Origin of the sequence: Arthrobacter sp. ISL-28, from assembly GCF_018613875.1 — a bacterium.
Taxonomy (GTDB): Bacteria; Actinomycetota; Actinomycetes; order Actinomycetales; family Micrococcaceae; genus Arthrobacter.
In genome coordinates this window covers 1-13,625 of sequence record NZ_JAGGPJ010000043.1, presented here as the reverse complement: position 1 = coordinate 13,625, position 13,625 = coordinate 1, and the positions used below count along the sequence as shown (strand labels likewise).

The window sequence follows — 13,625 nt, the reverse complement described above, 5'->3', positions numbered from 1 at the left end:
CAGCGTACGGCGGGAGGGGGACCTTTGCCGTTCTACATATGTCGGTTCTTTGATCCAGTTTCCAACAAATGGCCATCACTGCCAGCCTCCCCGCCGGTCCTAGCTTGAGTTACCGCGAGCACCGCACACCTTCCCAAGGAGAATCATGAAACGCAGATCGCCGCTGCCCCGCTCCATCCACCGAAACGCCGCAGCCGCCACCAGCACCGGGGAACACTGCCCCGCAACGGGTTGGTGGATTCCCCAGGGCAGCCCGGAGCCCTGGCGGTATCTCAGCGAGGGAAGCCTGATGCCGGCCCTCAATGGCCAACCGACCGTGTGGCTGCGGGCCGCCACCGACAAAATGCCGGAAGATTCTGCGCGCCAGGCATCAAGCCGAAGCCTCTCCCCCGCCTGAACGACGACCGTCGGGGCTTTATGACGCTCGAGATCCTGCGGGGACTAGACGTGGGGCAGCTCACAGTAGTAGCGTTGCTTGCAGACAAATTGCCTGACAATAAAACAACGAGGTTCACACCAGGCAATCGACCCTCCAGAGGCGTAAGCCCCGACCCTGACGACATCGCAAGATTCCCAGAACCATTCGCAAGTTCTTCCGGACGGTTCCCGGCGTAAGCGCCGAGCAGCCCGGGAACCGAAACTCAAAGAGAGCGCATCATGACCAAGACAAGCAAAGTAGTCCTAGCGATCCTCGCCGTGATTCTTGTTTCCATCGCCGGCGGATACATTGGCTCGGGCTTCCGGACAAACTCCGCCAGCGCCTCGACAAGCGCGGCGCAAGGCACCTTCATTGACGAGATCAAGAAGCGCGGTGAGCTTCGCGTTGGTGTGGCCATCGCTCCGCCGATGACTGTGCAGGAGGCTGACGGCACGCTGGGTGGCCCGAACCTCATTCCGCTTCGGGAGCTGGCGAAGCAGCTCGGCGTCAAGCTCGTTCCGGTCCCCGCGGAGTGGAAGAACATCGTGGCCGGTCTTCAGGCCAACCGCTACGATTTCGCGGCGAACCTGGATTACACGGTGGAACGCTCCCTGGCCATCGGCTTCACGGACCCCGTGTACCAGTACCAGGGCGTGTTCGTGGTGAAGGACACCTCGCCGTTCAAGACCGCGGAGGAGATCATCAAGAACGGTGGTCAGGTCACCGCCGCGCAGGGTTCGGCCCCGGAAAAGGCACTGCAGGGCCACACCTCGAAGATCATGTCCGTGGACAACTACGCAAATGCCATCTCTTCCGTCAACGCTGGACGGGCCATCGCTGAATTCACCGATCTGCCCACCGCGGAGTCGCAGGCGCAGGCGGACAAGTCCCTGAAGATCGTGGTGCCCACCCCTGACATCTACTCCGCTTCCGCTGCCTACGGTGTGCCGGCCACCATTGACCCCCGGTCTCTGCAGATCGTGAACATCGCGATTGAACGCGCGCAGAAGAGCGGAGAGCTGGCACAGGCATACGCCAAGGTCAACTACGTCGAAATCGACAACCTCGGCGACCTTCGGAAGAACTAGCTCCGTTAGGAGAACGTCATGAATGGATACATCTTTGATTGGGACGTAGTCGGCCGGGCCTTGCCCAGCATGATCCAGGGTTTGGGAGTGACGCTCCAGATCACCGTCATCACGATCGTGATCAGCATGATCCTGGCCATCCCGGTCGCGGTTGGCCGGATGTCCAAGATCGAGGTGATCCGCTGGACCGCCCAGGGCTACATCGAAATTTTCCGGTGCACCCCGCTGCTGGTGCAGCTGTTCTGGATCTTTTACGCCCTGCCCGCGCTGACGGGTGTGACCCTGCCCGGATACGCTTCAGCCGTGATCGCTTTGACGGCGAACCTCACGGCGTTCATGGCCGAGACCTACCGCAGCGGCTTCCAGTCGGTGCCGGTTGAGCAGGTCGAAGCGGGCCGCATGCTGCAGCTCAGCCGCTTCCAGCAGCTTCGCTACATCATCGTCCCCCAGGCCATGCGCCAGCAGCTTCCCGTCATCCTGTCCCTGAACATCTCCCTGTTCAAGGACACTGCGCTGGTCTCCACTATCGCGGTAGCCGACCTGATGTTCATCTCCAACACCATCTCTGCCCAGAACTACCGCGCTCTGGAAATCTTCACCCTCGCCGCGTTCATCTACTTCGCTATCGCCTTCCCGGTCTCCCTGATCACCAGCGCGATTGAGCGGCGCATGCAGAACACGTCCGGCCCGGGCTTCAAGCCCGGCCCGAGCCTGCTGGCCCGCATGATGCCCGGCACCAAGGTGGCCGCCACCAAGGTGGCTGCGTCATGAGCCGGCACAGCACCCCCGCTCCCGCCCGCTCCACCGATCTCCAGCAGAAAGGGACCCAGATGACCACACCGGTCCACGCCCCGGTTTCCACCGGTACTGGCCAGGTCCTCGTGTCCGCACGCGGCCTGCAGAAGAGCTTCCACGACCGCGCCATCCTCAAGAACGTCGATTTCGACATGCGCATCGGCGACATCACCGTCATCATCGGCAAGAGCGGGTCGGGAAAGTCCACCCTGCTGCGCGCCCTGGCAGGGCTCACGGATCCCGACGACGGCGTCATCACCTTTGACGGCAAGACCGTGTTCGCTGACAAGAAGCGGACGAAGGACTGGGGCGCCGTCAGCTCCGAGGTCGGCATGGTGTTTCAGGCCTACACCCTGTGGCCGCACATGAATGTTCTTGACAACATGACGCTTGCCCCCCGCAAGACCAGGGGCATGGCCGCCTCCGAGGCACGCGACCGCGCAGAAGCTGCTCTGGATGAAGTCGGCATGAAGCACCACATCCTCAGCCGCTCCACGCAGCTCTCCGGCGGTGAAAGGCAGCGCGTCGCCATCGCCCGCGCACTGATGATGAAGCCCAAGCTGATCCTGTGCGACGAGATCACCTCAGCCCTCGACCCGCCCGTGGCAGCAGAAGTGCTGGACGTGCTGCGCCGCCTCAAGGAAGAAGACGGCATCGCCGTGGCCCTCGTTACCCACGACATGGCCTTCGCCTCCAAGGCAGCCGACCGGGTCGTGTTCTTCCATAACGGTGAAATCGCCGTCAACACCACCCCTGAAATGGCCTTCGAAAACTGCGACAACCCGGACCTGCAGAAGTTCGTTGACGCCGTCCGCTTCTGAACCGGCATCACCGGGCAGAGAATTACCCTAGAAAGGATCATTTGTGCACACCGTAGTAATCGGAGGCGGGGTGATCGGGTTAACCCAGGCCTACCACCTCGCCCGGGAGGGCGCGGAGGTGACAGTCGTTGATGCCAGGGGAACAGGCCTGGGCGCCTCGAAGGTCAACGCCGGATGGATTTGTCCGGCGGAATCGGCACCCGTGCCGGGACCCGGCGTCGTACTCAAATCCATGAAGTGGATGCTCCGGCCGGACAGCCCGCTCTACATCCGCCCTTCCCTCGATCCGTCGTTCGTGCGGTTCATGCTCGGCATGTGGCGCAAGTCCAACTCGCGTGACCAGCGCGCAGGATTCGAGGGCCATCTCCGCCTCGCCGCCGACACGCTCCAGATCTTCGATGAGTACCGGGCAGACGGCATGGACTTCGAGATGCACACGGACGGTCTGCTGATGGCGTTCATGGAGCAGGACAACTTCGACCACCACATCGACAACCTGGACCTGGCGTCGCAGTACGGACGCCAGCCGCGCGTGCTCAACCGGGATGCTGTGCACGAGCAGGAGCCACTGCTCACCGACGGAGTCCTTGGCGGAATCTACTTCCCGCAAGAGCGGCACGTCGATCCGGGAGCCATGACAGCGGCACTGCACCGCAGGCTGGTCGCGATGGGCGTCCGGATCGTCGAGAACTCGCCGATCGACGCAGTTGAGCTGAACGGCAACCGGGTCACCACCGTGCACAGCGGCGGCAACCGCTACACCGCTGACAGCTTCATCCTTGCTGCTGGCGCCTGGAGCGGGAACCTGTCGAAGCAATTCGGCGTGCCCCTTCCCGTGCGCCCCGGCAAGGGCTACAGCGTTGAAGTTCCCGCGCTCCGCCTGCGCAGCGCGGTCAATCTCTGGGACGCTAAAGTTGCAGTCACCCCCTTCAACGACCGCCTCCGCCTTGCCGGCACCATGGAATTCGGCGGACTGGACGAGAAGGTCAACCAGGTTCGGGTCGATGCCATCATGCGCGCCCCAGGCAAATACTTCCGCGGCTGGGAACCGCCCGCCACGAAGCCAACGCCGATGGCCGGCATGCGGCCCATGACTCCGGACGGTTTGCCGGTCATAGGTCACCTCGGACACCTGCAGAACGCTTACGTCTCCACCGGCCACGGAATGATGGGCGTCACGCTGGCGCCCGGCACTGCGGCCGCACTGACAGACCTGGTCCTGCACGGCAAGCAGTCCCCCGTCCTGGCCCCCTTCACTTCTGCCCGGTTCCGGGGCGGAGCGCGGCCCACGCCGCAGCCCGTCGCCTGACCCCTTAGACATCCACAAAAATCTCGAAAGGAAACACCATGTCCACACACACCAAGGTCGAGCTCCGCGGAATCCTCGCCGCCGTCACCACCCCTTTCACCAGCGACGCATCCGCCATTGACGAACCGACCCTGCGCGCCCAAGTCGACCGGCTCGTCGCAGCAGGCATCCACGGCCTGGTACCCACCGGCACCACCGGTGAATTCACCACTCTTTCCCCCGAAGAGTACCGCCGGGTCATCGAGCTCTACGTCGAGAGCGCCGCAGGCCGGGTGCCGGTCATCGCAGGCATTGGCGCACTGTCCACCCAGGGCGCGATCGATCTGGCCCAGCACGCCGAAAAGGTCGGGGCCGACGCGATCATGCTGGTGCCGCCGTTCTACGACCCGCTGGACTTCACCACCCTGAAGGCATTCCTGAGCGCCGTTGCCGGGTCCATCTCCATCCCCGTGGTGTACTACAACGTCCCCGGCGCCACCGGCATCAGGCTCACCGCCGCCGAGCTGGCAGAACTGGGCGAAATCGAGGGCATCAACTACATCAAGAACACCTCCGATGACGCCATCGGCCTGGCAGAGCTGCTCGCCTCCCGCACCGACAGCATCAAGGCGTTCAACGGCTGGGACACCCTGACCTTCTTCGGCATCGCCAGCGGCGCCGAGGCATCGGTCTGGGGAACGGCCGGCGTCGTGCCCGAACTCGCCGTCGAGTTCTGGGAAACCCTCGCCGAAAAGGGTGACCTCGCCCGTGCCCGTGAACAGTGGAAGCACCTGTGGGCGATCAGCGACTTCCTGGAGTCCGTCAACTATGTCGCCGGCATCAAGGCCGGCCTCGAGCTCACCGGCCACCCGGTTGGTCCGGCCCGCTTCCCCATCCAGCCGCTGGCCCAGGCCGACCGCGACCGCTTCGCCCACATCCTGCGCAAAGCCGGAGTGATCCCGGCGTCGGCATGACCAACAAGCTGTGGCTTGACGCCATCGAGGTACACGCCGAGGGCGAGCCCGGACGGATCCTGACATCCGCCGCCGGGCTCGTCCTGGGCGACACCATGGCCGAGCGGCTGGCCTACTGCAGGGACAACCTCGACTGGCTGCGGCGCCTGATGCTTCACGAGCCACGCGGCTATCCCGGGCTGTGCTCAGTGCTCATCCTGCCGCCGGTCAACCCCGGTTCCGACTTCGGGATCGTCGTCCTCGAACAGGGCGGCTTCACCCCGATGTCAGGCTCAAACACCATCTGTGCGGTCACCGCCGCCTTGGAAACCGGGCTGGTCCCGATCACCGGACCCGAAGTGCAGGTCACCATCGACACGGCCGTCGGCACCGTCAAGGCGGTGGCCAACGTCGAGGGAAGCAAAGTCCTCTCCGTCACGGTGGTCAACGTGCCCGCGTATGTTGTGGAGCTCGATTTTCCCCTGGAGGTGCCCGAGCTCGGCACCATCCCGGTGGACATCGTCTTCGGCGGCCAGTTCTTCGCCCAGGCAAGGGTCGCCGACTGCGGCCTCGAGCTGGACCCGGACAAGGGACGCGAGCTCGCCCGGGCGGGGGCACTGATCAAGATGGCCGCGCTTGAGCAAGTCAAGGTGGAGCATCCACTCAACTCCGACATCAACGGCATCAACCTCGTCATGCTGCACACCGGCGACCGGGTCCCCGGACGCCAGGACCGCAACACCGTGGTGCTGAACAACGGCCGGCTCCTGCCGGAGGATCCGTCAACGTGGACCGGAGCGCTGGACCGGTCGCCGTGCGGCACCGGAACGAGCGCACGCATGGCCGCGCTGCACGCCCGCGGGCAGCTCGGCCTGAACGAGGACTTCGTCCACCGCAGCATCATCGGCAGCGAATTCGTTGGCCGCCTTACCGGCACCACCACGGTGGCGGATCACGCTGCAGTGCTGCCAACCATCACCGGCCGTGCCTGGATCACCGGGCACACCCAGTGGGTCCTCGACGAGAACGACCCCTTCCAGACCGGATACACCCTCGGCGACATCTGGGCACCCCAGTCCTAGTAGCCGGCAACTCCACGAAAGCAGGATCTTGTGAGCCAGTTCATCAACGGCATCCTTCGCGACAGCGTCTCCGGACAGACCTCCGACGTCATTGACCCCTCCAACGGGTCGACCGTCGCCACCGTAACATTGGCGGGCAGCGACGACGTGAAGCTTGCTGTGCAGGCAGCCCGAGACACCTTCCCGTCCTGGTCACGCGCCACACCCGGCGAGCGCTCAAGCTTGCTGACGAAGTTCGCGGCCGTGCTCGAAAGCCGCGCCGAAGAAATCGCACAGCTGGAAAGCCGCCAAGCAGGAAAGCCCATCCGCCTCACCCGGGAGTTCGACGTCCCGGGAACCATCGACAATGTCGCCTTCTTCGCGGGAGCCGCCCGCAACCTCGAGGGCAAGGCCACCGCCGAGTACTCCCCGGACCACACCTCCTCCATCCGCCGCGAGCCGATCGGCGTCATCGGTTCCATCTCCCCCTGGAACTACCCGCTGCAAATGGCCGCCTGGAAGATCCTGCCCGCCATCGCGGCAGGGAACACCATCGTGCTCAAACCCGCCGAGATCACCCCCCTGACGAGCATCCTCTTCGCCGAGGCCGCCACCGAGGCCGGGATCCCCGACGGCGTCATCAACGTCATCACCGGCCGCGGCTCCACCGCGGGAGCAGAACTGATGCGCCATCCCGACGTCGACATGCTCTCCTTCACCGGCTCCACCCCCGTCGGACGCCTCGTCATGGAAGCCGCCGCCACCACGGCCAAGCGGGTCCACCTGGAACTCGGCGGCAAAGCCCCCTTCCTCGTGTTCGACGATGCCGACCTCGACGCCGCCATCCAGGGTGCCGTCGCCGGGAGCCTGATCAACAGCGGCCAGGACTGCACCGCCGCGACCCGCGCCATCGTGCACCGCTCCCTGTACAAGGACTTCGTGGACGGCGTCGCCGAGCTCTACACCAAGGTCCGGCTCGGCCCGACCCAGGACCCGGACACGGACCTTGGCCCCCTGATCTCCATGGACCACCGCGACAAGGTCGCCGGCATGGTCGACCGTGCCCGCGGCTACGCGCGCGTCCTAGGCGGCGGGATCCCCGACGGCGACCTCGCCACCGGCTCCTACTACGCGCCGACCCTCGTCGCCGACGCCTCCCCGGACAGCGAGATCGTCCGGGACGAGGTCTTCGGACCCGTCCTCGCCGCCATGCCTTTCGACGGCGACGACGAAGGCATCCGCCTGGCCAACGACACCCCCTACGGGCTCGCAGCCTCCGCCTGGACCAAAGACGTCTACCGTGCCCTCCGCGCCACCAGCGAGATCCGCTCCGGCTGCGTCTGGGTCAACGATCACATCCCGATCATCAGCGAAATGCCCCACGGCGGAATGAAGGAATCCGGCTTCGGCAAGGACATGTCGACCTACTCAATGGACGAATACACCGTAGTCAAGCACGTCATGTATGACCGCACCGGCGCAGCCGAGAAGGACTGGCACCGCACCATCTTCACCGCCACCCGGTGATGAACATCCCGCAGCCGTCGGCGCGCCGGTTCGAGGGCAAGACCGCCCTCGTCACCGGCGCCGCCGGAGGCATCGGATCTGCCATCAGTGCCCGGCTCGCAGCCGAAGGCGCCTACGTGGTCGTGTGCGATGTCAATGCTGATGCCGCGAACCGTTTCGTCTCTGACCTTCAGGCAGCAGGGAACAGTGCCGAAGCGAAAGCCTTTGACCTGGCCGACTCCGCCGCCTGCAGGACCATCGTTGACGAGGTTATGGAGAGCCGCGGCCGCATCGACGTGCTCGCCAACAACGCCGGCATCAACCGCCGCGGCGATCTGCTCTCGCTTGGAAGCGATCCTCCACTACCAGCGGCACGACGGCGGCATCATTGTTAACGTCGCCAGCCGCTCCTCTCACCGCGGAGACGATGCAGAACATCTGGCGTACGGCGCCGCCAAAGGCGGGCTGCTCGCCCTGACCAAGGGCATAGCCCGGGGGTTCGGCCGGAACAAAATCCTGGCCTACGCCTTCGCCCCGAGCTGGGTGGGTACAGGGATCGCTTCACATCTCACACACGATTCAGAACGGCTCCGTGGTCTGCCTCTGGGGGAGATTACGCCGCCGCAGGACGTCGCGGAAGTCATCACCTTCCTCGCGTCCGGCCGATCACGCCATACCACTGGCGCCACCATCGACATCACTGGTGCCGACTACGTGCGCTGAACACCTGAAAAACACAATCCGACTGAAAACACAGTCCAACCCATCCACGCCAAAGGAAGATCTCATCCCATGGACCTCAGGCGCATCAACGACTGGACCCTCCTGGTCGGAGCCAGCATCGAGATCCGGCAACACGGGCTCCCCCTCTCCACCGGCCACGTGGATGCCGTCACCGACGACGGCGCCATTCTCTGGCTACAGCCTCCGGCGCAGAACCGGAGGCTGTACGAAAAGGCAGAGTTCTACGAGGCGTGGGCAACAGAAGACCGCACAGGCTTCCACTACCGCGTGACGGCACAGCAGGAACCTCTTGCCCGGACACCTGGATGATGTTATAAAAATTCCACATCGGCAGGTGCAGCAGCGTCACCGCGACGAGAATCGACGAAGGGGGCCAGTCGGGATCACGAGCAGCATTCCACGGCTAACCCAATCCGGACAGGATCAGCGCACCTCACGCGCATTGCAAAGGACCCCATACCCAAACGTGCGCCTGCAGCGAGGTGGATCGTGTCCACATCGTGGCCCGGCAAACAAGACAGGCCACACCACCCACAGCTGCAACGGGGAGACCGCAGCAGGCGCCGGAGCCTACCCGGCCGTTCAGGGAACCCAATGGACCAGTCAACCCTCGTCACCTATGCCCTTGCGTATTTAGCGACAATGGGCGCCGTTCTTCTCATGTTTTTGCCCACTCTCATCATCATGGCACTGCTCCTGCTCCTCGGAGGCGCCATCCAAGTGGTGATTTTCGTCCTCAAACTCGCGGCGGTTGGGCTGTTCGGAAGCCTCAGCACCCTGTTCCGGAGTTTGATGGAAAAACTCCACCGGCACGGAACCACCCGACACCTGGCGCCGCACTGACCATGCTCGTCGATGCTGCGACGGGCCTGATAGGCGTAGGCTATCTGTGCTTCGGCGCAGCATGCTTGGTTCTTTCCTGGCTGACACCTGCCCGCGCGGGAGCCCGAGGATCGGACCGGTGAAGGAACTGGCATGGATACGCGAAAGCTCAAGTACTTTCTGGCGGTAGTTGACCACGACGGATTCAGCAGGGCGGCGGAACATTTGCTCATCGCCCAGCCCTCGCTCTCACAGACCATCGCCAGCCTGGAAAAGGACCTGGGCCTGCCGCTCTTCCACCGCATTGGCCGCCGGGCTGTCCTCAGCGAAGCCGGCAAGGAACTCGTCGGCCCTGCCCGGCTGGTGATGCGCGACCTTGATGCGGCGCAGTCCGCAGTCCAGGCCCTCCGCGGCGTGCACAGCGGCCGGCTGGATATCATCACCATGCCCTCGCCCGGCATCGAGCCGCTGACCGCAATGATCGCCGGCTTCACTCGGCTGCACCCCTCGGTCCGCCTGAATGTCGGCGCTGCCTTCACCCCCGAGGAAGTCATCGAATCCGTCCGAACGGGCAGCACTGAGATCGGGCTGGCGGGCTCTCCCACGCCCATCCGGGTGCCGGGCGTCCAGGTCTTGGACCTCGAACGCCAACCGCTGATCCTCATCGTCAACCCCCAGGCCGATACCTTCGGTCCCGGCCAGTCCATTCAGCGGGAAGACCTGGGCGGTCACCGACTGATCGCCAGCCAGCGCGGATCCCTGATGCGCTGGCTGGTCGATGACGCGTTGGCGCACGGCGTCAACACCGAAATCATCGTCGAAGCGGCGCACCGGACCTCTATCCTGCCGCTGGTGCTGGCAGGTGTCGGACACGCGGTGATGCCGTCGTCCTGGGCACCGCTGGCGCACAAGTCAGGGCTCCGTACCCTGCTCATCGAGCCCGTCTCCCACCTGAACGTTGCGATCCTGAGCCGTAAGGAAGACCTGACACCTGCGGCCCGGGCCTTCTTGGAAGTGGCCGCTGGACATACCGAAAGCTAACGCGTCGAGTGCTCCAATAACGCCCTTTTGGGCGCTCAAAAGGGCGTTATTGGAGCAATCGATGGAGGATATAGAACACACTCAACGAGGAGATCGGCACATGAGCGCCACCCAGAAATTCAGCATTGCTTCAATCCCCGCAGACGGGGTTGGCAAGGAAGTCGTCTCCGCGGGCCGCCGCGTCCTGGATGCCCTGGCCGAGAACTCCGGCGGCAAGTTCGTCTTTGACTGGACCGAGTTTCCGTGGGGCTGCGGCTACTACGAAAAGACGGGCCAGATGATGGACCCCAACGGCCTGGAGACCCTGAAGGATTTCGATGCCATCTACTTCGGCGCCGTCGGCTGGGAAAACGTCCCGGACCACATCAGCCTCTGGGGCCTGCGCCTAAACATCACCCAGAACTTCGACCAGTGGGCCAACATTCGCCCGGTGAAGTTCCTCCCCGGCATCCAGTCACCGCTGCGTAAGGCAGACAACACCGAGCTTGACTGGGTCGTTGTCCGCGAAAACAGCGAAGGCGAGTACGCCGGCCTGGGCGGACGGAACCTCAGCGGCCGCGGACCGGGCAACGAGGTGGCCCTGCAGACCGCGCTGTTCACCGAAAAGGGCTGCGAGCGGATCATGCGCTTCGCGTTCGATCTGGCCCGGACGCGCACCGTGAAGAAGGTTTCCTCGGTGACCAAGTCCAACGCGCAGCAGTACGGCATGGTCCTGTGGGACGAAGTCTTCAACCGCGTCGCCCTGGACTACCCGGACGTGCAGACCGAAAGCGTCCTGGTGGACGCGATGAGCGCGAAGTTCATCCTGCACCCCGAAGACCTCTCCGTCGTCGTCGCCTCGAACCTGAACGCTGACATCCTTTCGGATCTGGGCTCGGCACTGGCCGGCAGCCTTGGACTTGCCGCCAGCGCAAACCTGAACCCCGAGCGGCGCTTCCCGTCCATGTTCGAACCGGTCCACGGCTCCGCGCCGGACATCGCCGGCAAGGGCATCAGCAACCCGATCGGCGCGATCGCCAGTGCGGCGCTGATGCTTGACCACTTCGGCCTGCACGCCGAAGCCCGTCAGGTCGAAGCTGCCATTGAGCAGACTACCGCGGCCGGGTACCTGACCCGCGACGTCGGCGGCGAAGCCAACACCGATGACGTCACCGACGCGATCATCGAGGCCCTGAGCCACACCCTGGCGCCCGTCTAACCAGAACGCCCCCTAGCCAGATCGCAGACAGCCGGCCCCTCGGCGTCAACAGACGACCCGGACTGGACGGCGGTGCAGAATACCGCCGCGGTCCACTCCGTCATGCTCCCATTCAGTCATGCCTTTTCATCAAGCACCTTCCAGCGACATTCCACAACGAGGTAGGAATCATGGATCACATCACCACCGCCGGCGCGGCTGCCCCAGCCAAGACGCAGTTAGCTAAGAAAGCGGCCCCGAAGACGCGTTGGTACAGGCAACTGTACTTCTGGGTGCTGACCGCCATTCTCCTGGGCATTCTGGTTGGCTGGCTCGCACCGACCGCCGGCATCGCCATGGAACCCATCGGCACCACCTTCGTCAACTCAATGAAGATGCTCATCGGGCCGATCGTGTTCCTGACGATTGTGGGCGGCATCGCCAGTGTCGCGGACCTGAAAAAGGTCGGCATGACCGGGCTGAAGGCGCTGACCTACTTCCAGATCGGCACGATCTTTGCCATGATCTTCGGCCTGGTCGCCATCAACGTCTTCCGCCTCGGCGACGGCGTCAACGCCGACGCCGATTCGATCGAAACCTCCGAATCGGCGGCCAAGCTCATCGACGCCGGCGCGAACCAGGAATGGTGGCAGTTCCTCACCCATATCATCCCCAACAGCATCGTCGGCCCCTTCGTCGAAGGCGACATCCTCCAGATCATATTCATCGCCGTCGTCTTCGGCATCGCCCTGAACGCGATGGGCAAAGTCGGTGCCCCCGTACTGGACGGCGTGCAGCGCCTGACCGGGGTCATGTTCAAGATCCTGAGCTTCATCATGAAGGCCGCCCCGCTCGGCGCCTTCGGCGCGATGGCCTTCGCGGTCGGCAAGTACGGCGTCTCCTCCCTTACCAGCATGGGCGGGCTGATCGCACTCTTCTACATCACCTCCATCCTCTTCGTCGTGGTCGTGCTCGGATCCATCACGGCCTTCCTGAAGCTGAACATCTTCAAGATGATCCGCCACCTCAAAGAGGAGTACATGCTCATCCTGGGCACGTCGACGGCCGAACCGGCCCTGCCCGGGCTGATGCGCAAGCTCGAGCACGCCGGCGTGAAGAAGGAAACCGTCGGCCTCGTCGTCCCGACCGGCTACAGCTTCAACCTCGACGGCGCCGCCATCTACCTCTCGCTGGCCGCCCTCTATATCGCCCAGGCCACCAACACGGACCTGACCATCGGCCAGCAGCTGGGCCTGCTCGCGGTCATGCTGCTGACCTCCAAGGGCGCAGCGGGCGTCGCCGGCGGTGGCTTCATTGCCCTGACGGCCACCCTGACCACGATCGGGACCATCCCGGCCCCCGGCATCATGCTCATCTTCGGCATCGACAAGTTCATGTCCGAGTGCCGGGCCCTGGTGAACTTCACCGGCAACGCCGTTGCCACCCTCTTTATTGCCTGGTGGGACCGTACCCTGGACGCCGACCGTGTCCGCCGCGTCTTCGCCGGGGAGCCCGTGGAGCCCGTGGAGCCCATGCCATCCGAGGACCCGGCACCCGAGGACGCCGCCGACGTCGCCCCCTCCACGTCCGCTGACCGCCGTCCCGCCTACTCGGAAACCGTCTGACATGCACAACGCAACAGGCAAAGACAGTGGAACAGACCTGCTGTAGCGGATTGACATCCGCAGCAGGAAACAGAACCGTCCGCCCGGGGTCACCCCGGGCGGACGTTTTTAGTTCAGCTCGCCAACGTCTGGGCTGTGCTCACAGCTTGGTCGAGTCGCCGGCCCCTATGGATGCCCTCGGCGGCGATAGCCGGGAAATCTGGGAATGCCAGGTCAGCATCGGTGACCTGCATGCAATTTCCTTTACCGAGTGCCTGGAGACTGTCGCCGAAGACTTCGTCGGGGT

The 13,625-nt window shown here is 64.3% G+C and carries 15 protein-coding genes; all 15 read left to right on the top strand.

Going from position 1 to position 13,625, the window contains the following annotated elements; genetic code table 11:
- Positions 1 to 145: 145 nt before the first annotated feature.
- The 15 genes from J7E80_RS21930 to dctA all read left to right on the top strand — a co-directional run bounded on the left by J7E80_RS21930 (position 146) and on the right by dctA (position 13,339).
- A complete protein-coding gene (locus J7E80_RS21930; protein ID WP_215054330.1) occupies positions 146 to 397 on the top strand; it encodes a hypothetical protein in 252 nt (83 codons plus the stop codon).
- A gap of 260 nt (positions 398 to 657) precedes the next feature.
- Positions 658 to 1,506, top strand: a complete 849-nt coding sequence (locus tag J7E80_RS21925; RefSeq protein WP_215054329.1) for an ABC transporter substrate-binding protein — start codon at positions 658 to 660, stop codon at positions 1,504 to 1,506.
- Between the two features lie 18 nt (positions 1,507 to 1,524).
- Positions 1,525 to 2,277 (top strand): amino acid ABC transporter permease, encoded by a 753-nt coding sequence (locus tag J7E80_RS21920; protein ID WP_215054328.1) that lies wholly within the window; start codon positions 1,525 to 1,527, stop codon positions 2,275 to 2,277.
- Positions 2,274 to 3,122: an amino acid ABC transporter ATP-binding protein gene (locus J7E80_RS21915; RefSeq protein ID WP_215054327.1), complete on the top strand. Its 849-nt coding sequence runs from the start codon at positions 2,274 to 2,276 to the stop codon at positions 3,120 to 3,122. The genes J7E80_RS21920 and J7E80_RS21915 overlap by 4 nt, the downstream gene beginning before the upstream one ends.
- A gap of 43 nt (positions 3,123 to 3,165) precedes the next feature.
- Positions 3,166 to 4,431, top strand: a complete 1,266-nt coding sequence (locus J7E80_RS21910; protein WP_215054326.1) for an FAD-dependent oxidoreductase — start codon at positions 3,166 to 3,168, stop codon at positions 4,429 to 4,431.
- Positions 4,432 to 4,469: 38 nt separating this feature from the next.
- Positions 4,470 to 5,384 carry a dihydrodipicolinate synthase family protein gene (locus J7E80_RS21905; RefSeq protein WP_215054325.1) on the top strand — a complete coding sequence of 305 codons (915 nt, stop codon included), beginning with the start codon at positions 4,470 to 4,472 and terminating at the stop codon, positions 5,382 to 5,384.
- Entirely contained in the window at positions 5,381 to 6,445 is a 1,065-nt protein-coding gene (locus J7E80_RS21900) for a proline racemase family protein (RefSeq protein ID WP_215054324.1), read from the top strand. Before J7E80_RS21905 ends, J7E80_RS21900 begins: the two co-directional genes overlap by 4 nt.
- Before the next feature lie 30 nt (positions 6,446 to 6,475).
- A complete protein-coding gene (locus J7E80_RS21895) occupies positions 6,476 to 7,951 on the top strand; it encodes a gamma-aminobutyraldehyde dehydrogenase (protein ID WP_215054323.1) in 1,476 nt (491 codons plus the stop codon).
- Complete coding sequence (locus J7E80_RS21890) at positions 7,951 to 8,325, top strand: SDR family NAD(P)-dependent oxidoreductase (RefSeq protein WP_215054322.1); 375 nt, start codon at positions 7,951 to 7,953, stop codon at positions 8,323 to 8,325. The genes J7E80_RS21895 and J7E80_RS21890 overlap by 1 nt, the downstream gene beginning before the upstream one ends.
- Positions 8,276 to 8,653, top strand: a complete 378-nt coding sequence (locus J7E80_RS21885; RefSeq protein ID WP_215054321.1) for an SDR family NAD(P)-dependent oxidoreductase — start codon at positions 8,276 to 8,278, stop codon at positions 8,651 to 8,653. The genes J7E80_RS21890 and J7E80_RS21885 overlap by 50 nt, the downstream gene beginning before the upstream one ends.
- A gap of 69 nt (positions 8,654 to 8,722) precedes the next feature.
- The gene (locus tag J7E80_RS21880) at positions 8,723 to 8,983 is read left to right on the top strand and encodes a hypothetical protein (protein WP_215054320.1); all 261 of its coding nucleotides are present in this window, start codon (positions 8,723 to 8,725) and stop codon (positions 8,981 to 8,983) included.
- A 285-nt stretch (positions 8,984 to 9,268) separates the two neighbouring features.
- On the top strand, positions 9,269 to 9,517 hold the full coding sequence (locus J7E80_RS21875; protein ID WP_215054319.1) for a hypothetical protein: 249 nt from the start codon (positions 9,269 to 9,271) through the stop codon (positions 9,515 to 9,517).
- Positions 9,518 to 9,649: 132 nt separating this feature from the next.
- Positions 9,650 to 10,537: a LysR family transcriptional regulator gene (locus J7E80_RS21870; RefSeq protein WP_215054318.1), complete on the top strand. Its 888-nt coding sequence runs from the start codon at positions 9,650 to 9,652 to the stop codon at positions 10,535 to 10,537.
- A 100-nt stretch (positions 10,538 to 10,637) separates the two neighbouring features.
- Positions 10,638 to 11,735 (top strand): tartrate dehydrogenase, encoded by a 1,098-nt coding sequence (locus tag J7E80_RS21865; protein WP_215054317.1) that lies wholly within the window; start codon positions 10,638 to 10,640, stop codon positions 11,733 to 11,735.
- Positions 11,736 to 11,905: 170 nt separating this feature from the next.
- Positions 11,906 to 13,339: a C4-dicarboxylate transporter DctA gene (gene dctA / locus J7E80_RS21860; RefSeq protein WP_215054316.1), complete on the top strand. Its 1,434-nt coding sequence runs from the start codon at positions 11,906 to 11,908 to the stop codon at positions 13,337 to 13,339.
- The last annotated feature ends 286 nt before the right edge of the window (positions 13,340 to 13,625 follow it).